We start from the raw sequence: 24,483 nt of genomic DNA, 5'->3' as shown, positions 1-24,483 counted from the left end.
ACATGAGCAAAAGACCTACCCGCCGCCTCTTCCTGGGCCTCGGCGCCTCCGCCGCGCTGAGCTCGCTGCCCGTCTTCACCGCCCACGCCGCCCCGGGGCGCCCCGCCGCCTCGCCGCTCGTGCCCGCCTCCGGGACCACCACCCTGTGGTACCCGGAGCCCGCGGACGAGGACAAGCTGATCGAGGAGGGCCTGCCCGTCGGCAACGGCCGCCTCGGCGCCCTCGCCGGCGGAGATCCGGCCCGCGAGGTCCTGCACGTCACGGACGCCTCGATGTGGACCGGGCACGCCAACACGGTGCTCGACGGCGATGGGCAGTTCCCGTACGGACGCACCGACTTCGGCAGCTTCACCCTCCTGGCCAGGGTCACCCTCGACCTGCCGGGCCACGACCGCGCCGCCGTCCGCGGCTACCGCCGCACGGTGGACCTGACCAACGGCCTGACGACCACCTCGTACGAGAAGGACGGTGTGCGCTACGCACGCGAGACGTTCGCCAGCGCCCCCGACGACGTCGTCGTGATCCGGCTCAGCCAGAGCGGCGGCGGGACGTTCACCGGCAGCGTCATCCTCTCCGGCACCCACGGCGAGACCACCTCCGCCGACCGGACACGCAACGTCGCCTCCTTCTCCGCGGAGTTCGGCAACGGGCTGCGCTACGCCGCCGGCGTCACCGCCGCCGCGGGCGCCGGCGGCGGCACGGTGAGCGTCGCGTGGCCCCGTATCGCCTTCGAGGACTGCGCGGAGCTGACCGTCGTGATCAGCGGCGGCACCGACTACGCCCCCGACGCCGCCACCGGGTACCGCGATCCCGGCGCGGACCCGCACCGGCTCGCCGTCGACAAGGCGCTGGCCGCCGCCGCGGTCCCCGCCCTGCGGCTGCGCGACACGCACGTCGCCGACTACCGCGAGCGCTACGACCGGCTCACCCTCGACCTCGGCCGCTCCACCCCGCGCCAGCGGCGCATGGACACCTGGACGCGGCTGCAGGCGCGGGCCGCGGAAGGCGCCGCGCCGGACCCGGAGCTGGAAGCCTCCTATCTGCAGTTCGGCCGCTACCTCACCATCTGCGGCTCCCGGACCGGCCTCCCGACCGGACTGCAGGGCCTGTGGCTGGAGGGCAACACCCCGGACTGGATGGGCGACTACCACAGCGACGTCAACGTCCAGATGAACTACTGGCTGCCCGACCGCGCGGGACTCCCCGACAGCTTCACCGCGCTGGCCGACTACTGCCTGGCGCAGCTCCCCTCCTGGGAGGAGGTGACGCAGCAGCAGTTCAACGACCCCCGCAACCGCTTCCGCAACACCTCGGGCCGCGTCGCCGGCTGGACGGTCGCGTTCTCCACCAGCATCCACGGCGCGCTGGGCTGGTGGTGGCACCCGGCGGGCAACGCCTGGCTGTGCGAGTCGCTCTACGAGCACTACGAGTTCACCCAGGACACCGGCTACCTCGCCCGCATCCACCCGCTGCTGAAGGGCGCCTGCGAGTTCTGGGAGGCGCGCCTGATCACCACCACCGTCACCGACCCGGACAGCGGCGCCGAGCGCGAGGTACTCGTCGACGACCACGACTGGTCGCCGGAACACGGCCCGCAGGACGCCCGCGGCATCACGTACACGCAGGAACTCCTCTGGGCGCTCTTCGGCCACTACGCCGAGGCGTGCCGCCTCCTCGGCCGCGACGCGGAGCACGCCGCCGCCGTGGCCGGGCTGCGCGAGCGGCTCTACCTCCCCGAGGTCAGCCCCGTCTCCGGCCGGCTGCAGGAGTGGATGAGCCCGGACGACCTCGGCGAGACCACGCACCGCCACCTCTCCCCGCTCATGGGCCTCTTCCCCGGCGACCGCATCCGCCCCGACGCCGGCGACCCGGTGACGCTTCGGGGCGCGACCGCGCTGCTGGAGTCGCGCGGCATGGAGAGCTACGGGTGGGCCTGCGCGTGGCGGGCGCTGTGCTGGGCCCGGCTGAAGGACGCGGACCGGGCGTACCGACTGGTGCTCACCAACCTCCGCCCGTGGAGCGGCGGCCAGACCGGCACGGCGATGAACTTCTTCGACATGTACCGGGTCTCCGACAACCGCGCCATCTTCCAGATCGACGCCAACTTCGGCACCCCGGCGGCGATGCTGGAGATGCTGGTGTACTCCCGGCCGGGCCGCATCGAGCTGCTGCCCGCCCTCCCGGACGCCTGGGCCGCCTCCGGCTCGCTCACCGGGGCGGGGGCGCGCGGCGGCTTCACCGTCGACGTGCGCTGGCGGCGCGGCCGGGTGGCGGAGGCCACGATCCGCAGCACCGGCGGCCGTACGACGACGGTGAGCGCGGGCGGGCGGGCGCGGCGGGTGAGCCTGGCGCCCGGCGAGGCGGTGACGCTGCGGGGCTTCTGACGCCGCCGCCCGCCGGGGCCCTCGCCCTGCTCCTACGGGACCGGGTCAGGGCCCCAGGCGCGCGGTCGCGGTGGGCAGCACGACCTGGCCGGTGACGAACTCGCTCCACAGCCCGAACCGGAGTTCGTCGCCGGGCCGCGCGGTGGTCTCGACGAAGCCGACGGTGCGGCCGCGGTGTTCGCGGGTCGCGCCGAACGACAACTGGAAGCGCGTGGTGCCCGCGCGCTCACCGGGCGGCACCGGGCTGGGCGGCACGATCTCGTCGGCCGCCCACCGGTAGTCGCCGCGGTACGGGTCCCGCACGCGCTCGAAGGTCTGCTCCAGGATCGCGTCGATGCCGGGGATGACCACCAGCACCCCGGGCCCGCCGTCGACGCGCGTGTTGACGACGGCCACGTCGTGCTCCGAGCCGTCCGGCCAGTTGCCGAGGCCCTCGCCGACGAGCGAGCCGGGCGGGCAGGCGGCCACGCCGTCCGCCTCGACGACGGCGCGGGCGCAGGTCGGGAAGGACTCGGGGCGGAAGGAGACGGAGCGGTCGAAGAGGAAGACGAAGCGGCGGGCGCCGGCGGGCGTCGTCCCCTCGGCGGCGCGGCTGCGCCGGTCGAAGGCGACGGTCACGCTCCGGCCGGGCCCGCGGGTCGCGGTGACGTCCAGGGTGTCGACGTTGTCGGTGCCCTCCACATCCGGTTCGTACGGGCGCTGCGGCCCGCCGGGCGCGGGATCGGGCAGGGCCGCGGCCGGGGCGGCCTGGGCGAGCGGCGGCAGCGCCGCCGCGCAGGCGACGACGGCGGCCAGGGTCGTGGCGAGACGTCTCAAGGGTCCCCCTCAGGGATCTCGGTGGGTCGTTCGCGGCCTGCATCGAACCACCGGGCCCCGAAAGCGGGGATAAACGGCCGCTGCGCCGTCCCGGGTCCCGGGCCGGCGCCGGCGATCCACCACCGGGCCGTCGCCACCGGGCCGCCGGCGCGGGCCCGTTGTCGGCGGCCCGTGCCAGACTGCACCCCGTGAGCGGCGCCCGCGGGGCGTCCGTTGCGCGAGGGGGCGCGATGGGTCTGGAGATCGAGGGACGGCCGTCGGACTCGCCGTACGTGTCGTACGTCTGGCGCAGCCGCAGCGAGGGCGTGGACCGGATGACGGCGGTCGCGTCGGCCCGCTGGGACCTGGTGTTCTGGCAGTCCCGCGGCGGGTTCCACGCCGCGGTCGCGGGCCCCGAGTCCCGGGTGAGCACGGCGCCGGTGCCCGAGGAGGCCGCGTTCTTCGGCATCACCTTCGCGCTGGGCACCACGCTGACGCACCTGCCCGCGCCCCGGCTGGTCGACGGCGGGCTGGACATACCCGACGCGACGCGCAGGTCGTTCTGGCTGAAGGACGCCCACTGGCCGGTGCCCGGCCCCGACGACGCCGAGGCGTTCGCGCAGCGGCTGGTGCGCGCGGGCGTGCTCGTCCGCGACCCGCTCGTCACCGAGGTGATGCGCGGCGGCACCCCGGATGCCTCCCCGCGCACCGCGCAGCGGCGCTTCCGGGCCGCGACCGGGTTCACCCACGGCGCCGCCCGGCAGATCGAACGGGCGCGGCACGCCGCGGTCCTGCTCCGCGGGGGCGCGGCGGCCGGCGACGTCGTGCACCGCCTCGGCTACTACGACGAGCCGCATCTGGCCCGCGCGCTCGGCCGCTTCGTCGGCCGCACCGCCGGGCAGTTGCGGGACGACCCGCGACCCGCGCAGCCGCTGTCGCTTCTGTACAAGACCTGACGCCCGGCGCCCGCTAACGTCCCGACGGACTGCACGTCCGCCCACGCCTCGCCTTCTGGAGCACACCGTGAGAAAGATCGTCGCCAGCCTGTTCATCTCCCTCGACGGCGTCGTGGAGGCGCCGGACGAGTGGCACATCTCCTACTTCGACGACGAGATGGGCGAGGCGGTCGGCGGGCTGATGTCCGACACCATGCTCTACGGCCGCAAGACCTACGAGGGCTTCGCGGAGGCGTGGCCGCAGCGGGAGGGCACCGACGACGAGGACGCCGGCTTCGCGAAGATCCTCGGTGACGCCCGCAAGATCGTCGTCACCCGCGGCGAGGTCGACCTGTCCTGGCGGAACTCCGAGAAGCTCCAGGGCGACCTGGTCACCGGCGTGACCGCGCTCAAGGAGGAGTCCGGCGGCGACGTCTCCATCGGCGGCTCCATCTCCGTGATCCGCGAACTGCTGCGGCACGGGCTGCTGGACGAGCTGCACCTGCTGGTCCACCCCGTCGCGGTGCGCAAGGGCGAGCGGCTCTTCGACGAGGGCGACACCCGGATCCCGCTGAAGCTGCTGGCCTCCACGGCGTTCGGCTCCGGCGTGCTGCACCTGGTCTACGGGCCGGCGGACTGACCGCGGACGAGGGCTAGGGCCGTTCCGGCTCCTCGGGTTCTTCGGCGGCGGGCTCTTCGACCAGCGACTGCAGCGGCGGGCCCGCCACCGTGCAGTGCACCTGGCACGGCGGCTCCGGCGGCCTCGCCGCGGGCTCCTCGGCCTTGCGGATCGTCAGCCAGGACAGCAGCGCCCCGGCGGCGAGCAGCACGGTGCAGATGTACAGGGCCACGCGGAAGCCGTCGCCGAACGCCCCGGGGTCGCGGTAGTCGTCGCCGGAGAGCCCCGCGGCCAGGGGCAGGGCCGCGACGGCCAGCAGGCCCGCGGCGCGGGCCACCGCGTTGTTGACGCCGGAGGCGACGCCGGAGTGCCGGTCGGCCACCGCGCCGAGGACGGTGGCGGTGAGCGGGGCGACCGTCGTCGCCAGGCCGAAGCCGAAGAGCACGACGCCGGGCAGCACCTCCCGTACGTACGACACGTCGTCGCCCGGGCCGCCGATGCGCAGCATCAGCAGCAGCCCGACAGCGCAGATCGCCGGGCCGACCGTCATCGGGATGCGCGGCCCGATGCGCTCCGCCAGCTTTCCCGACCGCTCCGAGAGCACCAGCATGATGAGCGTCACCGGCAGCAGCGCGGAGCCCGCCGCCAGCGGCGAGTAGCCGGCGGAGATCTGCAGGTCGAGCACGAGGAAGAAGGTCACCCCGCCGAGGGCCGCGTAGACGACGAACGTCACCACGTTCGCGGCGGTGAACTGGCGGGAGCCGAAGATCCCCGTGGGCAGCATCGGGTGTGAGCCGCGCCGCTGGACGACCACGAACGCCGCCAGCGCCGCGACCCCCGCGGCACTGCTCGCGGCCAGCATGAGCGCCGAGACGTCCTTCTCCGGCGCGGCGATCAGGGCGTACGTCACGCCCGCCAGGCCCAGCGCGCCGAGCACGGCGCCGGTCCAGTCGAAGCGGCCGGTGGCGGTCTCGTCGCGGCTCTCGGGCACGTGCCGGGCGGCGACGGCCACGACGACGGCGGCCAGCGGGACGTTGATGGCGAACACCCACCGCCAGCTCGCCGCCTCCACCAGCCAGCCGCCGAGCAGCGGGCCGAGGGCGCTGGCGATGCCGGCCAGCCCCGACCAGACGCCGATCGCGCGGGCCCGGTCCTCGGTGGCGAAGGAGGCCTGGATGAGAGCGAGGGAGCCGGGGGTCAGCAGGGCGCCGCCGATGCCCTGGAGCGTGCGGGCGGCGATGAGGATGCCGACGTTCGGCGCCAGCGCACAGAGCAGGGACGCGACCGCGAACCACACGGTGCCGAAGACGAACAGCCGGCGGCGGCCGTAGCGGTCGCCGAGGGCGCCGCCGAGGAGGATGAGCGCGGCGAGGGTGAGGGTGTAGCCGTTGACGGTCCACTGCAGCCCGCCGAGGGAGGCGTCCAGGTCGTCGCCGATGGCGGGCAGCGCGACGTTGACGACCGTGGCGTCGAGGAAGGTGATGCCGGAGCCGATCACTACCGCGGTCAGCAGCCATCGCCCCGCCGGCTCCGCGAGCCGCAGGCCCGCGGGTGCCCCGGCGGCCGGGTTGGATTGCGTCATGCCCGCAGTCAATCGCACCGCAGGGCGGCGCGCACTCCACCCCTGAGCCCGCCCGCCGGCCCGCGCGGTCGGGTAGCGTCCGGGTGGTGAGCGAAGCCAGTGCCGGGGACAACCTCGAAGACGGGTCAGAAGGCGGGTCGGAAGGCGGTTCGCAGGACGCGGCCGGGGAGCGCCCGGACGCCCGCCCCGCGGGCACGTCCGGGTTCGAGCGGGGCACGGACGGCCCCAAGGTGATCCTCGCGGGCGTCGACGGCTCCGACACCTCCTGGCGCGCCGCCGCCTACGCCGCCGGGCTGGCCCGGCGGCAGGGCTCGCTGCTCGCGCTGGTGTACGTGCAGCCGACGCTGGGCGGCGCGGCGGCCCTCGGCGCGCCGGTCGCGGAGACCACGGCGGAGGTGGCGCAGGAACTGGTGGCGGAGATCCGGCGGGCGGTGGAGCAGTTGCGCGGGATGTTCGAGGTGCGCTGGGAGTTCCACACCCTGCACGGCGACGCGTACGCGGGGCTGGTGCAGGCGGCGCAGGACCTGAAGGCGGACGCGGTGATCGTCGGCGCGTCGGAGCAGGCGGGGCACCGGTTCGTCGGCTCGGTGGCGGTACGGCTGGTCAAGGCGGGCCGCTGGCCGGTGACGGTGGTCCCGTAGCCCGGCCGGCGGTTGCCGGTCCGCCCGTGTCGCGCGGGCGGCGGGTCTGCGGCACGGTGGGTTCATGACCGATCACACGTACCGCATCACCGAGATCGCCGGCTCCTCCCCCCACGGCGTCGACGACGCCGTGCGCAACGCCGTCGCCCGCGCCTCGCAGACGCTGCGCAACCTCGACTGGTTCGAGGTCACGCAGGTACGCGGACAACTGGAGGACGGCGCCGTCGCGCACTGGCAGGTATGCCTGAAGCTGGGCTTCCGGCTGGAGGACGCCGGCGGGTCCTGACGGAGGGAGCCCGGCCCCGGGCACCGTCACTTCAGCAGCCGCGACATCCGCCGGTCGGCCAGCGGCTTGCCGCCGGTCTGGCAGGTGGGGCAGTACTGCAGCGCCGAGTCCCGATACGACACCTCGCGGATCGTGTCGCCGCAGACCGGGCACTTCTCCCCGGCCCGCCCGTGCACGCGCAGCCCGCTCTTCTTCTCCGCCTTCAGCCGCCCGGCGGCCACGCCGCGGGAGCGCTCGACGGCGGAGCGCAGCGTCTCGCCGATCGCCGCGTAGAGCACGGCGGTCTCCTCGCCGGTGAGGTTCGCGGCGAGCTTGTACGGGGAGAGCCGGGCGACGTGCAGGATCTCGTCCGAGTAGGCGTTGCCGATGCCCGCGATCGTCGACTGGTCGCGCAGCACGCCCTTGATCTGCCGCCGCTCCCCGGCCAGCAGCGCGCCGAACGCCTCCGCCGTGAACGCTGCGTCCAGCGGGTCGGGCCCCAGCCGGGCGACTCCGGGCACGTCCCGCGGATCCCGTACGCAGTACACCGCGAGGCGCTTCTGCGTGCCCGCCTCGGTGAGGTCGAAGCCCGCGCCCTCCGGCTCGGCCAGCCGCACCCGCAGCGCCAGCGGCCCCTTGCCCGGCCGCGGCGGCGCGGCCGGCAGCCGGTCCTTCCACTGCAGCCAGCCGGCTCGGGCCAGATGAATCACCAGGTGCAGCTCGTCGGCGACGGTGAGGTCCAGGAACTTGCCGTGCCGTCCGACGGCGGTGACCTCGGCGCCCTCCAGCGCGGTGAGCGGCGGGTCGTACGTCTTGAGCACGCTGATGGCGACCGGCTGCACCCGGGCGATGTGCCGGCCCACCAGGTGCTCGGTCAGGAATCCGCTGAGCGCTTCGACTTCAGGAAGCTCGGGCATGTCCTCCAGTCTGCGGCATCCTGGAGCGATGTACGAGGAGAGGCCCGCGCTGCTCCCGGGCGCGGTCGTCTGGCACCGCAGGGACGTCCGCCCGGGCCCGTACCGGGTGCTGCCGGACGGCGGCACCGACCTGATCCTCACGCCGGCGGGGCTGCTCGTCGCCGGCCCCGACACCCGGGCGCACGTCGGCGCCGGCGCCGTGGGCGACACGTACACCGGGCTGCGCTTCGCCCCCGGGCAGGGCCCGGCGGTGCTGGGCGCGCCCGCGCACGAGCTGCGGAACCTGCGGGTGCCGCTGGCGGACCTGTGGGGCGAGCGGCGGGCCCGGCTGGCGGCGGAGCGGGTGGCGGTGGCGGCGGATCCGGGGGCGGCGCTGGAGGCGCTGGCGCGGACGCGGCTGGCGGACGCGGAGCCGCCGGAGCCGTACGTGCCCGCGGTCGTCGCGGCGCTGGCCGCGGGCCGGCCGGTGGCCGAGGTGGCGGGGGCGGTGGGGCTGGGCGAGCGGCAATTGCACCGGCGCAGCCTCGCGGTGTTCGGGTACGGGCCGAAGACGCTGGCCCGGGTGCTGCGGATGAACCGCGCGCTGGCGCTGGCCCGCGCGGGCACGCCGCCGGCCGGGGCGGCGGCACTGGCGGGGTACGCGGACCAGGCGCACCTGGCGCGCGAGATGCGGGCGCTGGCCGGGGTGCCGCTGACGGCGCTGCTCTAGCGGCACGCGGGCGGTGCGGCGGCACCCCGGCGGCGCGCTCCCGCGGCGGGAGGGGCCCGGCGCTCAGCCCAGCGGGGCGAAGAGGTCGACGCCGTTGCCGTCCGGGTCGTGGACCTGCGCGTACCGCTGGCCCCAGGTCGCGTCCCAGGGCACCATCGCGCCCTCGTACCCCGCCTTCGTGAGCATCGCGTACGTCGCGTCCACGTCCGCCGGGCCGTCGCAGCGGAAGGCGAGCCCGATGCGGCCCTCCCCGGTCGGCAGTTCGAACCCGGGCGCGAAGGACCTGACGGCCTCCTCCGAATCCCACATCAGCCGCACCCCGCCGGGCAGGGCCGCCTCGACGTGCGGCTGCCCGTCGGCGTCGGCGGGGATGTCCAGGCCGAGCAGGCGGTAGAAGGCGAGGGTGGCGGCCATGTCGGCGGTCACCATTCCGATGGCGTCGAATCGTGCGGTCATGCCCCCGAGCCTAGGAACGGGGCGGGCGGCGGGTCTTGAACGAATCGGACGCCCTCACCCGGCCGGCGCAGCCGCGGGGGCCTTCGGGAACGGGTCGGGCAGCCCGTACTCCTCGCTCAGCAGGTCCTGGTCGAGCGCGGCGCCCGCGACCGTACCCGCGGCGGCCGCGGCGACGACTGCGGCCACCGGCACGGGGACGGTCGCGCGGTGCGCCATGTCCCCGGCCGCGTACACGCCGGCCACGCCCGTACGCCCGAACTCGTCGACCTCGACGAGCCTGTCGGGCAGTAGCGGGCAGCCCAGCTTCTCCGGCAGCCCGGAGCGCTCGCGCAGCGCGCCGCCGGCGAACACCGCGTCCCGCGCCAGCGGCTCGCCGCCCTCGAAGCGGACCTGCTCCAGCCGCCCCCCGGCGCCCTCCAGCCGCGCGACGGGCTCGCGGCGCACCGCGACGCCGTGCGCGTCGAGCAGGTCGCGCTGCCCGTCGGGCAGCGGCGCGGCGCCGGCGAGGAGGACGACGTCGGCGGTGAAGTGCAGCAGGTGCAGCGCGAGGCGCACGTGCCCGGGCCCGGCGCCGAGGACGGCGACGCGGCGGCCGGAGACCTCGAAGCCGTGGCAGTACGGGCAGTGCAGCACCGACCTGCCCCACAGCGGGGCGACTCCGGGGACGTCGGGCAACTCGTCGACCACCCCGGTGGCCAGCAGCAGCCGGCGCCCGTCGACGGCGCCGCCGCCGGCCTCGGCCACCCGGTACGCCCCGTCGGGAGTCCGCACCGCGTCCGCCACGGCGGCGTGCCGCAGCTCCACGTCGGGGTACGCGCCGAGCTGCGCGCGGGCGACGCGGCGCAGCTCGGCGGGGGGCGTGCCGTCGCGGGTGAGGAAGTTGTGCACGGCGGCGGCGGGCGCGTTGCGCCCCTCGCCGGCGTCGAGCACGAGCGTGCGGCGCCGCGAGCGGCCGAGGGTGAGGGCGGCGGCCAGGCCGGCGGGCCCGCCGCCCACGATGATCACGTCGTACATGGGTCGTCCTCTCCTTGACTCCGCGCCCACTCTGCAAGTTAATGTCAACATGAAGTCAAGCGAGTCCATGACGATCGGCGAGCTGGCCGGGCGCTTCGGCCTCGCCGCCCACGTGCTGCGGCACTGGGAGGCCAGGGGGCTGCTCACCCCGGCCGCGCGCGTGAACGGCCGCCGGCGCTACACCTCCGAGCACGTCTCGCGGGTCGCCATGATCATCGGCGGCAAGCGCGGCGGGCTCAGCCTGGAGCAACTGCGCGAGCTGTTCGCCGCGCAGGGCCCCGGCGACCGGCACACGCTGCTGGAGCGGCACCGGGCGGAGCTCCGGGAGCGGATGCGGGAGATCGAGCGGTCGGCGGCGATGATCGACCACGCGCTGGAGTGCGAGGCGCACGACTTCACCCGCTGCCCCAACTTCCAGACCCTCGTGCGCCGGCTCGCGGACGGGGAGCGCCTGGACGACCTCCCCGTCGGCACCGGCCCGGCCGCCGGCCGGGGCCCGCACGGCCCGTAGGCCCCGCGCACGGCGTTCGCGCACGGCGTTCCCGCACGGCCCTCGCTCCCCCCGCGGCCGCGTGGTCGCCCCGCACGTCGGGGGCGGTCCGCACGTCCGGGGCGGTCCGCGCGGGACGGTTATCCGATAGCGTGCCCGTCCCGGCACCACCGCACCGCATCGCCGCCCGCCCGAGGTGTCCCCACCGCGCACCGCGGGCAGCACCCTGAGGTCGCCCGCATTCGCCCGAGAGGGAGCGAGAAGCATGGGAGCCCAAGCCGTCACAGCGGGGGTCCTGAGGGAGCGCGCGCCCGACGAACGCCGCGTCGCCCTCACCCCCGAAGTCGTCACCCGTGTGCGCCGGTCGGGTGTCGACGTCCTCGTCGAGACCGGCGCGGGCGCGAGCGCCTGGTTCACCGACGCCGACTACGCGGCCACCGAGGCCGAGGTCGTCGGCGTGGACGAACTGATCCGCCGCGCCGACGTCGTGCTCTGCGTCGCCCCGCCCGACCGCGAGACCGCCGCCGCGCTGCGCTCCGGCCAGACGCTCATCGGCATGCTCGACCCGCTCCGCCAGGCCACCCTGATCGGCGAGCTGGCCGCCCGGGGGGTGACCGTCGTCAGCCTCGACCTGCTGCCCCGTACGCTCAGCCGGGCCCAGACGATGGACGCGCTGACCTCCCAGGCCAACGTCGCGGGATACAAGGCGGTGCTCCTCGCCGCCGACAACTACGACCGGTACTTTCCGATGCTGACGACGGCGGCGGGCACCTCGAAGCCCGCCGCCGTTCTCGTCCTCGGCGCGGGCGTCGCCGGGCTGCAGGCCATCGCCACCGCCCGCCGGCTCGGCGCGGTCGTCACCGCCTACGACGTACGGCCCGCGGCGCAGGGCGAGATCGAGTCGCTGGGCGCGAAGTTCCTTCAGCTCCCGGGCGTGGCCTCGGCCGCGGGCGAGGGCGGCTACGCCCGCGTGCTCACCGAGGAGGAGCAGCGGGCGCAGTTGGCCGCGCTGGAGGCGGCGATCCCCCGCTTCGACGTGGTGATCACCACCGCGCGGGTGCCCGGCCGCAAGCCGCCGCTGATGGTCACGGCGGCGGCGCTGGAGCAGATGCGCCCCGGCTCGGTGGTGGTGGACATGGCCGCCAGCGAACTCGGCGGCAACGTGGAGCTGTCCGAGCCGGACAAGACGGCGGTGCTCGCCGGCGGCGTGACGCTGATCGGCGCGGGCAACCTGCCGTCGGTGATGGCGACGGCCGCGTCCACCGCGTACGCCCGCAACCTCAGCGCGCTGCTGGCGCACCTGGTGGCCGACGGGGCGGTGCACATCGACCTCGACGACGACATCCAGGCCGGCGTGGTCGTCGCGCACGGCGGCGAGGTCGTCAGCGCCGCGGTCGCCCCGCAGAACGGAGAGAACCGGTGAACCTCGATCTGCTCACCGCCGTCACGATCTTCGTGCTCAGCGTGCTGGTCGGCTTCGAAGTGATCAGCAAGGTGCCGGCGACGCTGCACACGCCGCTGATGTCCGGCGCCAACTCCATCCACGGGATCGTGCTGATCGGCGCGATGCTGGTGACGTCCCTGGCCGACGACCCGCTGGAGTACGCCCTGGCGTTCGTGGCCGTCGCGTTCGGCGCGATGAACGTCGTCGGCGGATACGTCGTCACGGACCGGATGCTGCACATGTTCCGCGCCCGGCCGGTGCCGGGCGCCGCCCGGGGAGGTGCGGCGAAGTGAGCGACCTGGAGACCGCCGTACGGTACGTCCTGCTGGCCGCCGCCGCGTGCTTCGTCCTCGGCCTGCGGCTGATGAACTCCCCCGCCACCGCCCGCCGCGGCAACACCCTGTCGGCCGGTGCCATGGCGGTGGCCGTCGCCGCGACCGCGGTGCTGCTGGCGGAGCGCGGGGACATCACCGCCACCGGCTGGCTGGTGCTGCTCTCCGCGACGATCGTCGGCTCCGGCGCCGGGCTGTACCTGGCCCGTACCGTCGAGATGACCGCGATGCCGCAGTTGGTGAGTCTGTTCAACGCGGTCGGCGGCGGCGCCGCCGCGCTGCTGGCCATCGTCGAGGTGCTCCAGCACGCGCACCCGGAAGACCTCGGCGCGCGCACCACCGTGCCGGGCGGCATCGACATCCTCATCGGCGCCATCACGTTCTCCGGCTCGCTGGTCGCCGCCGGGAAGCTGCAGGGCCTGGTCCCCGGCAGGCCGATCGTCCTGCCGGGCACCCGGGCGCTGAACGCCGCGCTCGCGCTGGTCTTCGCCGGCTCGGGGGTCTGGCTGGTGGCCGACCCGGGCAGCATCGCGGCGCTGACGCTGCTCACCGTGGCGGGGCTGGTGTTCGGCGTGACGATGGTGCTGCCGATCGGCGGCGCGGACATGCCCGTGGTCATCTCGCTGCTCAACGCCTTCACCGGCACGGCGGTCGGCATGGCCGGCTTCGTGCTGAACGAGCCGGCGCTGATCATCGCCGGCGCACTCGTCGGCGCCTCGGGCACGATCCTCACCAAACTGATGGCAGACGCCATGAACCGCTCGATTCCGGCCATTATCGTGGGCGGCTTCGGCACGGGCGACGACGCCGCGGCCCAGGGCGCGGACGGGGACACGCACGTGCGCCCGGTCTCCGCCGACGACGTGGCGATCCAGCTCGCATACGCGGGGAAGGTCGTCATCGTGCCGGGGTACGGGCTGGCGGCGGCGCAGGCGCAGCACGAGCTGGGCGAGCTGGCGGACCTGCTGGAGGAGCACGGCGTGGACGTCACGTACGCGATCCACCCGGTGGCCGGCCGGATGCCGGGGCACATGAACGTGCTGCTGGCCGAGGCCAACGTGCCCTATCCGCAGCTCAAGGAGATGGAGGAGGCGAACCCGGAGTTCCCGCAGGCGGACGTGGCGCTGGTGATCGGCGCCAACGACGTCACCAACCCGGCCGCGCGGCGGCCGGGCAACGCGATCTCGGGCATGCCGATCCTGGACGTGGACCGGGCCAAGAACGTGGTGGTGATCAAGCGGTCGATGGGCCACGGGTACGCGGGCATCGACAACGAGCTCTACACCGCGGAGAACACCGGGATGTTCTTCACCGACGCCAAGAAGGGGCTGGCCGATCTGAAGACCGCGGTCCGCGCCTTCGTCGGCTAGGGAGCCCGGGAGTGCGGGCTCCGGAGGCCCGGCCGGGTCAGTCGATGCCGCGCAGGATGTGCAGCTCGGCGGTGTCGGCCGGATCGTCCTCGTACCCGGCGAGCCGGATGGGGGCGGAGCGCGCCCACACGTCCAGGCTGCTCAGGGACTCCTCGCCCGCCGGCGGGCGCGGGGGCCACCGTGGGGCGGGCTCTGCGTCCCGTTCCGGTGCGGCTTCTGTTGTCACGGTGCACTCCTCCGGGTCGTGTGAACTGGTCAGCCTTGCCTGGGCGGCGGGTGTCGGCGGGACACCCCGGGCTGCTCGGGTGGGCAGTTCGGACGCGGTGGCGCCGGCTTGGCTCGCGGACGGTCCGAGGCTGTCGGCCCTTCCCCGTGGCCGGGGTTGTCCGTTTCCACAGGGTAACGACTCGAACCCGGAGACGCCCGCCGTTATCCGGCCGCCGGATCGATTCTAGAATCATGACAAAGCATTAAATAAGAGTGAATTTCTTCCCGGAAAGGGACGCCATGGGCGCCAGCCGCACAGCCCGCCGCGCGCGTACGGCGACCGTCCTTTCGGCGGCGCTGCTCCTGCCGCCGCTGCTCACAGGCGGTTGCACCCCGGACGACGGACGGAAACCTCGGGAGAGGGTGGAGAGCGGCTCGTATTTCACCGGACTGGAGGCGCGCGGTGGCCCGGTGCTGGGCGTGAAGATCGACAACGCCGCGCCTGCGCGCCCGCAGACGGGCCTGGAGCGGGCGGACATCGTCTACGTCGAACGGGTGGAAGCGGGGCTCAGCCGGCTGCTCGCGGTGTACGCCGCCCACAAGCCGGAGCGGGTCGGTCCGGTGCGCAGCGCCCGCGAGACGGACCTCGCACTGCTGGAGCAGTTCGGCAGGCCCGCGCTCGCCTTCTCCGGGGGGCAGTCCGACCTGCTCCCGCTCATCGACGAGGCGCCCCTGTTCCCCGTGCCGCACGGCGAGGCGGACGACGCGTACGTACGCGGCACCGCCAGGCCCGCGCCGCACAACCTCTTCGTACGGCCCGGGAAGGCGCTGGCCGCGGCGCCGGACGCGGACTCCCCGCGGGACATCGGCTTCCGCTTCGGCGCGCCGCCGCGGGGCGGCCGGGCCACCACCGAGCGGACCGTACGGTACCCGGCCGCGAGCTTCGGCTTCACCTGGGACGCGACCGCGAAGCGCTGGCTGGTCTCGTTCGACGGCAGCCCGGCCGGCACCGCGGCGGGCGGGCGATTGTCGGCCGCGACCGTCGTCGTCCAGCACGTGGAGATCCGCGACTCGGACTTCACGGACGGCTCGGGCAACGTCTCCCCCTTCACCGAGACCGTCGGCGCGGGGAAGGCGGAGGTGCTGCGCGGAGGCAGGTCGTATCCGGCAAGGTGGGAGCGCGAATCGGCCGGTGACGGCACGGAGTTCACCGACGCGGACGGCGAGCGGCTGCGCTTCGCCCGCGGCCCCGTCTGGGTCGTCTTCACGGAGTGACGCAAAGCACACCCCGATTGGCGTGAACGGGTCCTGACAGCGGCTACATTTTTTGGAGTGTACGAAACCGTTTCGTTCCGCTGACTGGGGAGGGGGCCCGATGGTCGTGCAGGACGCCGTCACCACCGGGCGCCGGAGCCGGCTGAGCGCCGAGCGCGAGCACGAGCTCTTCGAAGCCGTGCTCGACCAACTGCGCGAGGTCGGCTACGAGGCCCTCACCATGGACGCGGTCGCGGCTCGTACACGGTCGAGCAAGGCCACCCTCTACCGCCAGTGGCACTCCAAGCCTCACTTGGTCGCCACGGCGCTCCGGCACGGCAAGCCGGTGCGGACGGCCATGATCGACACCGGCACGCTGCGCGGGGATCTCGTGCAGCTCGCCGAGGGTGTCTGCCAGGACGCGGAGAAGGACACGGCCCTGCTCCGCGCCGTCGCATTCGCCCAGCAGTCGAACACGGAGCTGCAGCAAGCCATGCGGCACGTCATGGTCGAGCCGGAACTGGCCGCCTTCCGGGCCATGATCGACCGCGCCGTCGGGCGCGGCGAGCTGGCCGCGGGGGTCCCCGCCGCGGAGTTCGTCCCGCACATGATGCTGGGCGCCGCGCTGTCCCGGCCGCTCATCGACGACGCCTCGGCAAGCAGCGACTTTCTCGTCCGATTCGTCGACGCAGTGATCCTCCCCGCTCTGCGTGCCGACTGACCCGTTAGTCCGCTACCACAAGAGAACACAGCTCCACCTGGCGCACGCCGCTCTCGTCGTCGGGCTGGTCCAACACAACCCACCGTCGAGATCAGGAGACACCTGCTCGTGGCCACCTTCCTATACAAACTCGGCCGGCTGGCTTTCCGCCGGCGCCGCATCACGGCGCTGATATGGCTGCTGCTCTTCGGCCTCGCCGGGTTCGGCGCATCGTCCGCGGGCACCGCGCCCGAGGACGACTTCGCGCTGCCCGGCACCGAGGCACAGCAGGCGTTCGACCTTCTTGAGGAGCGCTTCCCGGGGCAGTCCGCCGACGGCGCGACGGCCCGTATCGTCTTCGAGGCACCCGACGGCCAGAAGATCACCGCCACCGACCACCGCGAGGCCGTCGACGGCGTGCTCGACGGCGTCGCCGGCAACCAGGTGGAGGCCGTCAGCGACCCGTTCGCGGACAACGCGGGCGTCAGCAAGGACGGCTCGACGGCCTACGCGGTCGTCGACTACAAGGTCACGGCCATGGAGATCGAGGACGAGACCCGCGACGCCATCAACGACGTGGTGGACAAGGAGCGCGAGGACGGTCTGACCATCCAGGCCGGCGGTGACGCGCTGATGGTCGAGCCCGACATGGGCAACGGCGAGATCATCGGTGTCGGCATCGCGCTCGTCGTGCTCGTGATCACCTTCGGCTCGCTGGTCGCGGCCGGGCTGCCGATCATCACCGCGCTCGTCGGCGTCGGCATCGGCATCTCGTCGATCACCGCGCTGGCGAACGTGCTCGACCTGTCCGCCACCACCTCCACGCTGGCGATGATGATCGGCCTCGCGGTCGGCATCGACTACGCCCTGTTCATCGCCTCCCGCTACCGGGCGGAGCTGACCGACGGCCACTCCCGTGAGGAGGCGGCCGGCCGCGCCGTGGGCACGGCCGGGTCCGCGGTGGTCTTCGCCGGCCTCACCGTGATCATCGCGCTGGCGGGCCTGGCGGTCGTCAACATCCCGATCCTGACGAAGATGGGCCTGGCCGCGGCCGGCACGGTCGCGCTCGCGGTGCTCATCGCGCTCACGCTGGTCCCGGCCGCGCTCGGCATCGTCGGCAAGCGGATCTACGGCCGCAAGGTGCGCAAGGCCAACCCGGAGACCGGCGCCCCGCCGGCCTCGGAACACCTCGAGAAGCCGAACATGGGCACCCGCTGGTCCCGTGCGGTGCTGAAGCGCCCGGTCCTGGTGCTGAGCGCCGCCATCATCGGGCTCGGCGCGCTGGCGGCGCCGGTGGCGAGCATGGAGCTGGGCCTGCCCGACGAGGGCACCAGCCCGACGGACACCACGCAGCGCAAGGCGTACGACATGCTGTCCGAGGCGTTCGGCCCGGGCTTCAACGGCCCGGTCACCGGCGTCATCGACGCCACCGAGGCGGAGAACCCGCAGCAGGCGGCCGACGACGCCGTCGAGCGGATCTCCGACGTGGACGGCGTCGTCTCCGTCACCCCCGCATCGTTCAACGAGGCCGGGGACACGGCGACGTTCATGGTCACGCCGACCACCGGCCCGAGCGACACCGACACCGAGAAGGTGGTCAAGGAGATCCGCGGCCTGGCCTCCGGGGTGCAGGACGACACCGGTGCGGAGCTGTACCTGACCGGCAGCACGGCGGTGAACATCGACTTCTCGCAGGTGCTCGACGACGCGCTGGTGCCGTATCTGGCGCTGGTGGTCGGCCTGGCGTTCATCCTGCTGATGCTGGTGTTCCGCTCCCTGCTGGTCCCGCTGAAGGCCGCGCTCGGCTTCCTGTTCTCCGTGCTGGCCGCGCTCGGCGCCGTCGTCGCGGTGTTCCAGTGGGGCTGGTTGGCCGGGGCGCTCGGTGTCGAGGAGACCGGTCCGATCATGTCGATGATGCCGATCTTCCTGATCGGCGTGGTCTTCGGCCTGGCGATGGACTACGAGGTCTTCCTCGTCAGCCGGATGCGCGAGGCGTACGTCCACGGGGAGTCGGCCGGCGACGCCGTCGTCACCGGCTTCCGGTACGGCGCCCGGGTGGTCACCGCGGCCGCGGTCATCATGATCAGCGTCTTCGCCGGATTCATCGGTGCGGGCGACTCCATGATCAAGATGATGGGCTTCGGCCTGGCGGTGGCGGTCCTCTTCGACGCCTTCCTGGTCCGGATGACCATCGTGCCGGCGGTGCTCGCCCTGATCGGCAAGTCCGCCTGGTGGCTGCCGAAGTGGCTGGACCGGATCCTGCCGAACGTCGACGTGGAGGGCGAGAAGCTGTACCGGCAGCTCGCCGCGGCCGCCCCCGTGGCCCCGCCGGCGGCCGGCGAGGAGCGGGAGCCCGAGCCCACCGGCGTGCGCTGAGGAACCTCCCGCGGTGCCCGGCACCGCGGGAGGGGCAACACACCCGACCGGGGCCCGGTGGCGTGCGCGCCACCGGGCCCCGGTGCGTTGCCGCGCAGGGCCGCCCGAGGTGCCGCCCGTTGCGCCGAGCCTTGACGTTCATCCGATGAATCTCTACGTTCCTCCCCCAGCAAGCGCTTGAGTCTGACAGAACTCCCAAAGACATCGGATGGATCAAGGTCCTTGAGGGAGAGTGGGATGAACGGGTTTGCACGACGGCATGTGCTGGCGATCGGCGCCGGAGCAGCGGCGGGCTCCGCTCTGGGCCTCGCGCCCACCGCCGCCGGAGCCGCGCCGCCGGGCCCGGCCGGGGCGGCGGACGAGGACGCGACCGACGACGACTGGGGCCGGGTCCCCGACCCCGTACCGGTGCCGCTGACCGGCCTCTTCGACAACGACGGCGTCGACACCGCCGACGCCCCCGGCGGCGACTTCGACGGCAGCGGTCACACCTATCCCGGCGAGGAGCTGCCGGCCGGGCCGGTCGACGTCGACGGGTTCCCCTTCGACTTCCCCGGCGCGGGCGCCGGAGCACCCAACAACGTCGTCGCCCTGGGGCAGCGCGTCGACCTGCCCCCGGGCCACTACCTGAGCGCGCTGTTCCTCGCCTCCTCCTCGTACGGCACCGCCTCCGGCGCGGTCACGGTCCACTACGCCGACGGCGGCACCGGCTCCGCGAGCCTGTCCGCCCCCGACTGGTACTCCGGCGGCGGCTCGCTCAGCGCCCCGTACCGGTACCGCCCCGACGGCACGAAGGACCCGCACAGGGTGTCCATCTCGGTCGTGGAACTCGGCCTCGACCCGGTGCGCGAGGCGGTCGCGATCACCCTGCCGGTCACCAACCCTGCCGAGAGCGGCAAGGCGTCGCTGCACGTCTTCGCGCTCTCCCTGCAGCCCGTGGCCGAGGGGCGCGCCGTCGCGCTGCGCAACGTCCGCTCGACCACCGCCTCGCTGGAGCGCTCCGGCGCGCAGTCCGTCGAGGCCACGCTGATCAACGCCGGCGCCGTCTGGATCGCCGCCCGCGACCGGCTGTCCGTCACGGTCGACACCGAGGGCGCCCGCACCGTGGCACCCGTCTCCGTGCCGCGCCTCGGCCCCGGCGAGCAGGCCCGCGTCACGGTCGGCATCCGCAACCGCACGGGCGTGGCGCCGGGCACGGTCGAGGAGGGCCGCGTCGTGGCCACCGGGCGGGGCGGCACGGCCGCCGAGGTCACCCGCCCGCTGACGCTGGGGGTGCCCGACTTCGAGCCGACCGACGCCTCGCTGAGCACCCACCAGGCGCCGTACTGGTTCAATAAGGCCAAGTTCGGGATCTTCATCCACTGGGGTGTGTACTCGGTGCCCGCCTGGGCGCCGGTCGGGAAGCAGTACGCGGAGTGGTACTGGCAGCACATGGACCTGCCGGACAACCCGACGCACGCCCACCACCGGGAGGTCTACGGCGAGGACTTCGCGTACGACGACTTCATCCCGATGTTCCGGGCCGAGCGCTACGACCCGCGCTCCTGGGTCGAGCTGTTCCGGGACGCGGGCGCCCAGTACCACGTGCTGACGTCCAAGCACCACGAGGGCTTCGCCCTCTGGGACACCAAGCTCTCCACCCGCAACTCCGTCGCGATGGGCCCGCGCCGCGACCTGATCCGGGAGCTGTTCGACGCCTCCCGCAGGTACACCCCGGACCTGCACTGCGGGCTGTACTTCTCGATGCCGGAGTGGTTCAACCCGGACAATCCGTGGAAGGGGCACGCACCGCGGAATCCGTACACGCTGGAGCCCGTGCCGTACACCGGCTACACGGCGGGCAAGGACTACGTCCGCGACTACCAGGCGCCGCAGATGCTGGAGCTGATCCACGAGTACGGCCCCGAGATCATGTGGTGCGACATCGGCGGCGTCAACGACAGCCACCGGGTGCTCGCCGAGTTCTTCAACCACGCCAAGAACCGTCCGCGGCCGATCGAGGTGACGGTCAACAACCGCTCCGGCATCGGCCCGCACGACTTCACCACGCCCGAGTACGAGGTGTACGAGAACACCGTCGTCGCCAAGTGGGAGGCGAGCCGCGGCCTCGACCCGTACTCCTACGGCTACAACGCCGAGACCCCCGACGATGCGTACATGACGACCGAGGAGGTCGTGCACAGCCTCGTCGACATCGTCAGCAAGAACGGCAACTTCCTCCTCGACATCGGCCCGCGGGCCGACGGCACCATCCCCGAGATCATGGAGCGGCGGCTGCGCGAGACCGGCGAGTGGCTGCGCGTCAACGGCGAGGCGATCTACGGCACCACCTACTGGTCCCGGATGGCGCAGCTCGGCGAGGACCTGCGCTTCACCACGAACCGCGACGCCTTCTACATCCACTCGCTCGCCGCGCCCTCGTCCCGGCTGATCGTCGAGGCACCGGTGCCGGTACGGGCCGGCGACAAGATCACCATGCTCGGCTACGGCGGCCGCCCGCTGAACTGGGCGCTCAAGGGCGGAGCACTGGTCGTCGAGGTGCCCGCGGCGGCCCGCAGAGCCGGGCGGCACGCCTGGGTCTTCAAGGTGCACACCCGCGGCTCTTCCTGAAAGGCGTCCCATCCGTCATCGTGCTCCACTGTCATCGAACGGCCTCGACGGAGAGGACGCACCCATGGCAGGGCTCTGGAGCACCGGCGGCGTACTGCGCCGCAAGCCCATCGAGCGCATCGAGACCCCCGAAGGTGAGAGCGGCGAGCAGCTCACCCGGGTCCTCGGGCTGTGGCAGCTCACGGCGATCGGCGTCGGCGGCATCATCGGCGCGGGCATCTTCGCGCTCGCCGGCGCGGTCGCCAACGGCACGGCGGGCCCCGCCGTGCTCGTCTCCTTCCTCATCGCGGGGGTGGCGAGCGCGGCGGCGGCCCTGTCGTACGCGGAGTTCGCCGGCCTGATCCCCAAGGCCGGCTCGGCCTACACGTACGGCTACGCGGTCCTGGGCGAACTCGCCGGGTGGTTCATCGGCTGGGACCTGCTGCTGGAGTACACCGCGATCGTCGCGGTGGTGGCGATCGGCATCTCCGGCTACTTCTCCTTCCTGATGGAGAACATGGGCGCCGACCTGCCGGCGTGGATGCTCGGCGCGCCCGGCACCGGCGACGGGCACCGGATCGACCTGTTCGCGGTCGTGCTGTGCCTGCTGGTGGCGTACCTGCTGACCCTCGGGATCAAGAACGCGGCGCGCTTCGAGACCGTCGTGGTGGTGCTGAAGGTCGCGGTGGTGCTCGTCGTCATCCTCGTCGGCGTCTTCCACATCGACACGGCCCACTACAACCCCTTCTTCCCCTACGGCGTCGGCGGCGCGTTCACCGGCGCGGCGACCGTGTTCTTCGCGGTCTTCGGCTACGACGCGATGTCGACGGCGGCCGAGGAGTCGAAGGAGTCGCAGCGGCACATGCCGAAGGCGATCCTCTACTCGCTGGCGATCTCGATGCTGCTGTACGTGGCCGCGTGCCTGGTGCTGACCGGGATGCAGAACTTCGACGACATCGACCCGGAGAGCGGCTTCTCCACGGCGTTCGAGTCGGTGGGCCTCGGCTGGCTGGCGAACCTGATCGCGGTGGGGGCGATCATCGGCATCCTCACGGTGATGTTCACCTTCATGCTGGGCGTCACGCGCGTCTGGTTCTCGATGAGCCGTGACGGGCTGCTGCCGAAGTGGTTCGCGAAGACGCACCCGACGCGGCACGTGCCGACGCGGGTGACGTGGATCGTGGGCGTCGGCTCGGCGCTGATCGCGGGCTTCCTGAAGATCGGCGAGGCGGCGGAGCTGACCAACATCGGGATCCTGCTGGCGTTCGTGGTCGTCTGCGTCGCGGTGATCGTGCTGCGCTACCGGCAGCCGGACCTGCCGCGGACGTTCCGCTGCCCGGGGATGCCGTTCGTGCCGCTGGTGGGGGTGGGCTTCTCCATCTGGCTGGTGACGTTCCTGAAGTGGGAGACGTGGGTGCGGTTCGGCGTGTGGTTCGCGGTCGGGATGATCGTGTACTTCACCTACTCCTACCGCCGCAGCGAGCTGGCCCGCGCGGAGCCGCCGGCGCGGGGCGGCGGGCCGGGCGGCCCGGACCTGCGCAAGCGCGACGAGCCGCGCGGCTGAGCCGTGAGCCCGCCCCGTACGGACCGCGAGCCCGTACGGGGCGGGCGCGTGCGGGGTGCGCCCCCGCACGCGCTGAGACGCGACTGTGACCGCGTGCGGACCGTGGCTCAACTCGGCGGTGCTTTCCTGAAGATGGGCGATGAGTTTCCGGCGCCCGCCCGGTCTCACCTTCCAGACGCACCACACCGCCACCGGCGGCCCCGGCAGGGCCGCCGCCTCCCGACCGAGAGGTGTCCGATGTGCTCCCACCGGCCCGAGTGCCCCGCCGCCGACCGCCCTGACCGCGACGCCGCGCAGACCGTGGCCTTCCACCCCGAGCAGGGCTGGAGCCTGCTGTGCAACGGCACGATCGTCTTCGACGACACCGGTGAACTGCTCCCGACCGGCGCCGTGGTCGCGCCGCGGCGCGTGGTGCGCGCCGGACTGGCCACCGCGGCCTGAGGCCCGCCGGCCCGCGCACCCGGGCCGCCCGGCTCCGCCGCCCGTCCCCTGATCAGCCCTCCATCGACGTTCACGCCGGGCCCGTAGCCGCCGCCCGGCCCCCCGGCAGCGCGCTGACCAGGCCGCGCGCGGTACGCGAGCAGGGCCACGGCGAGGTCCGGGGGTGGAAGCCGGCCCGCAGCGCGCCCGCCGCCCGCGCCCTGCGGACCAGGACCGCGAAGTCCCCCTCGGCCCCTTCCGGTACGCCCCCGGCGCGCCCGCCGCGACGAACGCCGCCGGGAAGCCCCTCTCGTCCCGCTCCAGTTCGCAGACCGTCCCGACCAGCCGCCGGAAGCCCCGCCGGCCTGGGCCTGCCCACGGGTGACTGGCTAGGGTGACCCGGGGCACGGGAGAGCCGGGGGGAGGCGATGGCGCTGGACGTCGTTCCGTTCACGGACCGGTTCGCCGACCGGGCCGCGGCTCTGCTGGCCGCGGGCCACGCGCTGGCCGGGGAGGGCGTGCCCGCCGTGGACCTCGCCGATCCCGGCGTGGCCCGTGCCGGGCTGGACGGCTGGGCCACCGCGGGACCGGCGGTGGTCGCGCTGGACGACGGCGTCCCCGTCGGCTTCATGGCCGCCACCGTGGCCAGAGTCCCCGGCAGCCCGCTCGGGCGCGTGCGCATGCAGCACCACGCGTCCGCCCCGGACGGCGTGCGCGCGACCTACCGCCACCTGTACCGGGTCCTTTCCCGCAACCTGGTGGACATCGGCTGCTTCGAGCACACCGTCGTGGTCGCCGCCCGCCACCGCGACACCGTCGCCGCGCTCGTCGAACTCGGCTTCGGCCTCGACCAGATCAAGGGCTTCCGCCCGCTGACCCCGCCGCACCGCACCGGGCGGCGCGTGCGGCCGCGCCGGGCCCGCGCCGGCGACCTCCCAGACCTCGTGCAGCTCACCCTGGAGCTGCAGCGGTTCCACGCCGGGGGGCCGATGCTCAGGCCCGCTCTGATCGACCTCCACGCGATCGAGGCCGACCTGCGCGCGGCCCTCGCGGACGACCGGCGACTCGTCCTGGTCGCCGAGGCGGACGGACGGCCCGCGGGGATGATGGTGGCCGACCCCGACAGCCGCTTCACCGGCGCGGCGACGATCGGCATCGCCGTGGTGACCGCCGCCGCCCGGGCCCGGGGCGTCGGCGGCGCGCTGCTGTCCGGGGTCGTGGACTGGGCCGCGGCGCACGGCTACCGCACCTGCGGGGCCGAGTGGACCTCGGCGAACACGGTCAGCGACGCCTTCTGGCGCGGTCACGGCTTCACCCCCGCCCGCTACACCCTCACCCGCCGGATCGACCCGCACATCGCCTGGGCCGGCCCCCACCTGGACTACCGCCACCGCCTGCCGCGGTAGCGGCCCGCCGCGGC

Annotated in this window: 23 protein-coding genes; 17 read left to right on the top strand and 6 right to left on the bottom strand. The window is 73.8% G+C overall.

Going from position 1 to position 24,483, the window contains the following annotated elements; all coding sequences use genetic code 11:
• The first annotated feature begins 2 nt into the window (after nucleotides 1-2).
• The gene (locus tag O7599_RS34575; protein ID WP_281619544.1) at nucleotides 3-2,384 is read left to right on the top strand and encodes a glycoside hydrolase N-terminal domain-containing protein; all 2,382 of its coding nucleotides are present in this window, start codon (nucleotides 3-5) and stop codon (nucleotides 2,382-2,384) included.
• A 45-nt stretch (nucleotides 2,385-2,429) separates the two neighbouring features.
• Here O7599_RS34575 and O7599_RS34570 read toward each other — a convergent pair whose 3' ends face one another.
• Nucleotides 2,430-3,200: a hypothetical protein gene (locus O7599_RS34570; RefSeq protein WP_281619543.1), complete on the bottom strand. Its 771-nt coding sequence runs from the start codon at nucleotides 3,198-3,200 to the stop codon at nucleotides 2,430-2,432.
• Nucleotides 3,201-3,430: 230 nt separating this feature from the next.
• On the opposite strand from O7599_RS34570, the gene O7599_RS34565 reads away from it, so the two are divergent.
• Both O7599_RS34565 and O7599_RS34560 read left to right on the top strand, forming a co-directional pair.
• Entirely contained in the window at nucleotides 3,431-4,135 is a 705-nt protein-coding gene (locus O7599_RS34565; RefSeq protein WP_281619542.1) for a helix-turn-helix domain-containing protein, read from the top strand.
• A 67-nt stretch (nucleotides 4,136-4,202) separates the two neighbouring features.
• Nucleotides 4,203-4,754, top strand: coding sequence for a dihydrofolate reductase family protein (locus O7599_RS34560; RefSeq protein WP_281619541.1), 552 nt, complete (start codon nucleotides 4,203-4,205; stop codon nucleotides 4,752-4,754).
• A gap of 13 nt (nucleotides 4,755-4,767) precedes the next feature.
• Here the strand turns inward: O7599_RS34560 and O7599_RS34555 are convergent, their stop codons facing one another.
• Complete coding sequence (locus O7599_RS34555) at nucleotides 4,768-6,315, bottom strand: MFS transporter (protein ID WP_281619540.1); 1,548 nt, start codon at nucleotides 6,313-6,315, stop codon at nucleotides 4,768-4,770.
• Nucleotides 6,316-6,545: 230 nt separating this feature from the next.
• On the opposite strand from O7599_RS34555, the gene O7599_RS34550 reads away from it, so the two are divergent.
• Both O7599_RS34550 and O7599_RS34545 read left to right on the top strand, forming a co-directional pair.
• Nucleotides 6,546-6,956: a universal stress protein gene (locus tag O7599_RS34550; protein WP_281623638.1), complete on the top strand. Its 411-nt coding sequence runs from the start codon at nucleotides 6,546-6,548 to the stop codon at nucleotides 6,954-6,956.
• A gap of 64 nt (nucleotides 6,957-7,020) precedes the next feature.
• Nucleotides 7,021-7,242: a dodecin gene (locus O7599_RS34545; RefSeq protein ID WP_281619539.1), complete on the top strand. Its 222-nt coding sequence runs from the start codon at nucleotides 7,021-7,023 to the stop codon at nucleotides 7,240-7,242.
• A gap of 26 nt (nucleotides 7,243-7,268) precedes the next feature.
• Here the strand turns inward: O7599_RS34545 and O7599_RS34540 are convergent, their stop codons facing one another.
• The gene (locus O7599_RS34540) at nucleotides 7,269-8,138 is read right to left on the bottom strand and encodes a DNA-formamidopyrimidine glycosylase family protein (RefSeq protein ID WP_281619538.1); all 870 of its coding nucleotides are present in this window, start codon (nucleotides 8,136-8,138) and stop codon (nucleotides 7,269-7,271) included.
• Nucleotides 8,139-8,166: 28 nt separating this feature from the next.
• On the opposite strand from O7599_RS34540, the gene O7599_RS34535 reads away from it, so the two are divergent.
• The gene (locus O7599_RS34535; RefSeq protein ID WP_281623637.1) at nucleotides 8,167-8,847 is read left to right on the top strand and encodes a helix-turn-helix domain-containing protein; all 681 of its coding nucleotides are present in this window, start codon (nucleotides 8,167-8,169) and stop codon (nucleotides 8,845-8,847) included.
• Nucleotides 8,848-8,910: 63 nt separating this feature from the next.
• On the opposite strand, the gene O7599_RS34530 is transcribed toward O7599_RS34535, so the two are convergent.
• Both O7599_RS34530 and O7599_RS34525 read right to left on the bottom strand, forming a co-directional pair.
• Complete coding sequence (locus O7599_RS34530; RefSeq protein ID WP_281619537.1) at nucleotides 8,911-9,303, bottom strand: VOC family protein; 393 nt, start codon at nucleotides 9,301-9,303, stop codon at nucleotides 8,911-8,913.
• Between the two features lie 54 nt (nucleotides 9,304-9,357).
• Entirely contained in the window at nucleotides 9,358-10,317 is a 960-nt protein-coding gene (locus O7599_RS34525; RefSeq protein WP_281619536.1) for an NAD(P)/FAD-dependent oxidoreductase, read from the bottom strand.
• A 49-nt stretch (nucleotides 10,318-10,366) separates the two neighbouring features.
• On the opposite strand from O7599_RS34525, the gene O7599_RS34520 reads away from it, so the two are divergent.
• From O7599_RS34520 to O7599_RS34505, 4 genes are all read left to right on the top strand, one after another.
• Nucleotides 10,367-10,828: a MerR family transcriptional regulator gene (locus O7599_RS34520; RefSeq protein WP_281619535.1), complete on the top strand. Its 462-nt coding sequence runs from the start codon at nucleotides 10,367-10,369 to the stop codon at nucleotides 10,826-10,828.
• Nucleotides 10,829-11,072: 244 nt separating this feature from the next.
• Nucleotides 11,073-12,230, top strand: coding sequence for an NAD(P) transhydrogenase subunit alpha (locus O7599_RS34515; RefSeq protein ID WP_281619534.1), 1,158 nt, complete (start codon nucleotides 11,073-11,075; stop codon nucleotides 12,228-12,230).
• On the top strand, nucleotides 12,227-12,544 hold the full coding sequence (locus tag O7599_RS34510; protein WP_281619533.1) for an NAD(P) transhydrogenase subunit alpha: 318 nt from the start codon (nucleotides 12,227-12,229) through the stop codon (nucleotides 12,542-12,544). The genes O7599_RS34515 and O7599_RS34510 overlap by 4 nt, the downstream gene beginning before the upstream one ends.
• The gene (locus O7599_RS34505; RefSeq protein ID WP_281619532.1) at nucleotides 12,541-13,953 is read left to right on the top strand and encodes an NAD(P)(+) transhydrogenase (Re/Si-specific) subunit beta; all 1,413 of its coding nucleotides are present in this window, start codon (nucleotides 12,541-12,543) and stop codon (nucleotides 13,951-13,953) included. Before O7599_RS34510 ends, O7599_RS34505 begins: the two co-directional genes overlap by 4 nt.
• A 37-nt stretch (nucleotides 13,954-13,990) precedes the next feature.
• On the opposite strand, the gene O7599_RS34500 is transcribed toward O7599_RS34505, so the two are convergent.
• Complete coding sequence (locus O7599_RS34500; RefSeq protein WP_281619531.1) at nucleotides 13,991-14,179, bottom strand: hypothetical protein; 189 nt, start codon at nucleotides 14,177-14,179, stop codon at nucleotides 13,991-13,993.
• 281 nt (nucleotides 14,180-14,460) lie between these two features.
• Here O7599_RS34500 and O7599_RS34495 point away from each other — a divergent pair, with 281 nt between their 5' ends.
• The 7 genes from O7599_RS34495 (at nucleotide 14,461) to O7599_RS34465 (ending at nucleotide 24,469) form a co-directional block, all read left to right on the top strand.
• Entirely contained in the window at nucleotides 14,461-15,435 is a 975-nt protein-coding gene (locus O7599_RS34495) for a DUF3048 domain-containing protein (RefSeq protein WP_281619530.1), read from the top strand.
• Nucleotides 15,436-15,535: 100 nt separating this feature from the next.
• Nucleotides 15,536-16,135: a TetR/AcrR family transcriptional regulator gene (locus tag O7599_RS34490; protein ID WP_281619529.1), complete on the top strand. Its 600-nt coding sequence runs from the start codon at nucleotides 15,536-15,538 to the stop codon at nucleotides 16,133-16,135.
• A 108-nt stretch (nucleotides 16,136-16,243) separates the two neighbouring features.
• A complete protein-coding gene (locus tag O7599_RS34485; RefSeq protein WP_281619528.1) occupies nucleotides 16,244-18,490 on the top strand; it encodes an MMPL family transporter in 2,247 nt (748 codons plus the stop codon).
• Between the two features lie 237 nt (nucleotides 18,491-18,727).
• Entirely contained in the window at nucleotides 18,728-21,100 is a 2,373-nt protein-coding gene (locus O7599_RS34480) for an alpha-L-fucosidase (RefSeq protein ID WP_281619527.1), read from the top strand.
• Nucleotides 21,101-21,164: 64 nt separating this feature from the next.
• Entirely contained in the window at nucleotides 21,165-22,643 is a 1,479-nt protein-coding gene (locus O7599_RS34475) for an amino acid permease (protein ID WP_281619526.1), read from the top strand.
• A gap of 237 nt (nucleotides 22,644-22,880) precedes the next feature.
• On the top strand, nucleotides 22,881-23,084 hold the full coding sequence (locus O7599_RS34470) for a DUF5999 family protein (protein WP_281619525.1): 204 nt from the start codon (nucleotides 22,881-22,883) through the stop codon (nucleotides 23,082-23,084).
• 407 nt (nucleotides 23,085-23,491) lie between these two features.
• Nucleotides 23,492-24,469 carry a GNAT family N-acetyltransferase gene (locus O7599_RS34465; protein ID WP_281619524.1) on the top strand — a complete coding sequence of 326 codons (978 nt, stop codon included), beginning with the start codon at nucleotides 23,492-23,494 and terminating at the stop codon, nucleotides 24,467-24,469.
• Nucleotides 24,470-24,483 lie beyond the last annotated feature (14 nt).

It is taken from the genome of Streptomyces sp. WMMC500 (assembly GCF_027497195.1).
Lineage (GTDB): Bacteria > Actinomycetota > Actinomycetes > Streptomycetales > Streptomycetaceae > Streptomyces.
The sequence above is the reverse complement of the archived record's forward strand: the minus strand, read 5'-3'. Positions and strand labels throughout refer to the sequence as shown.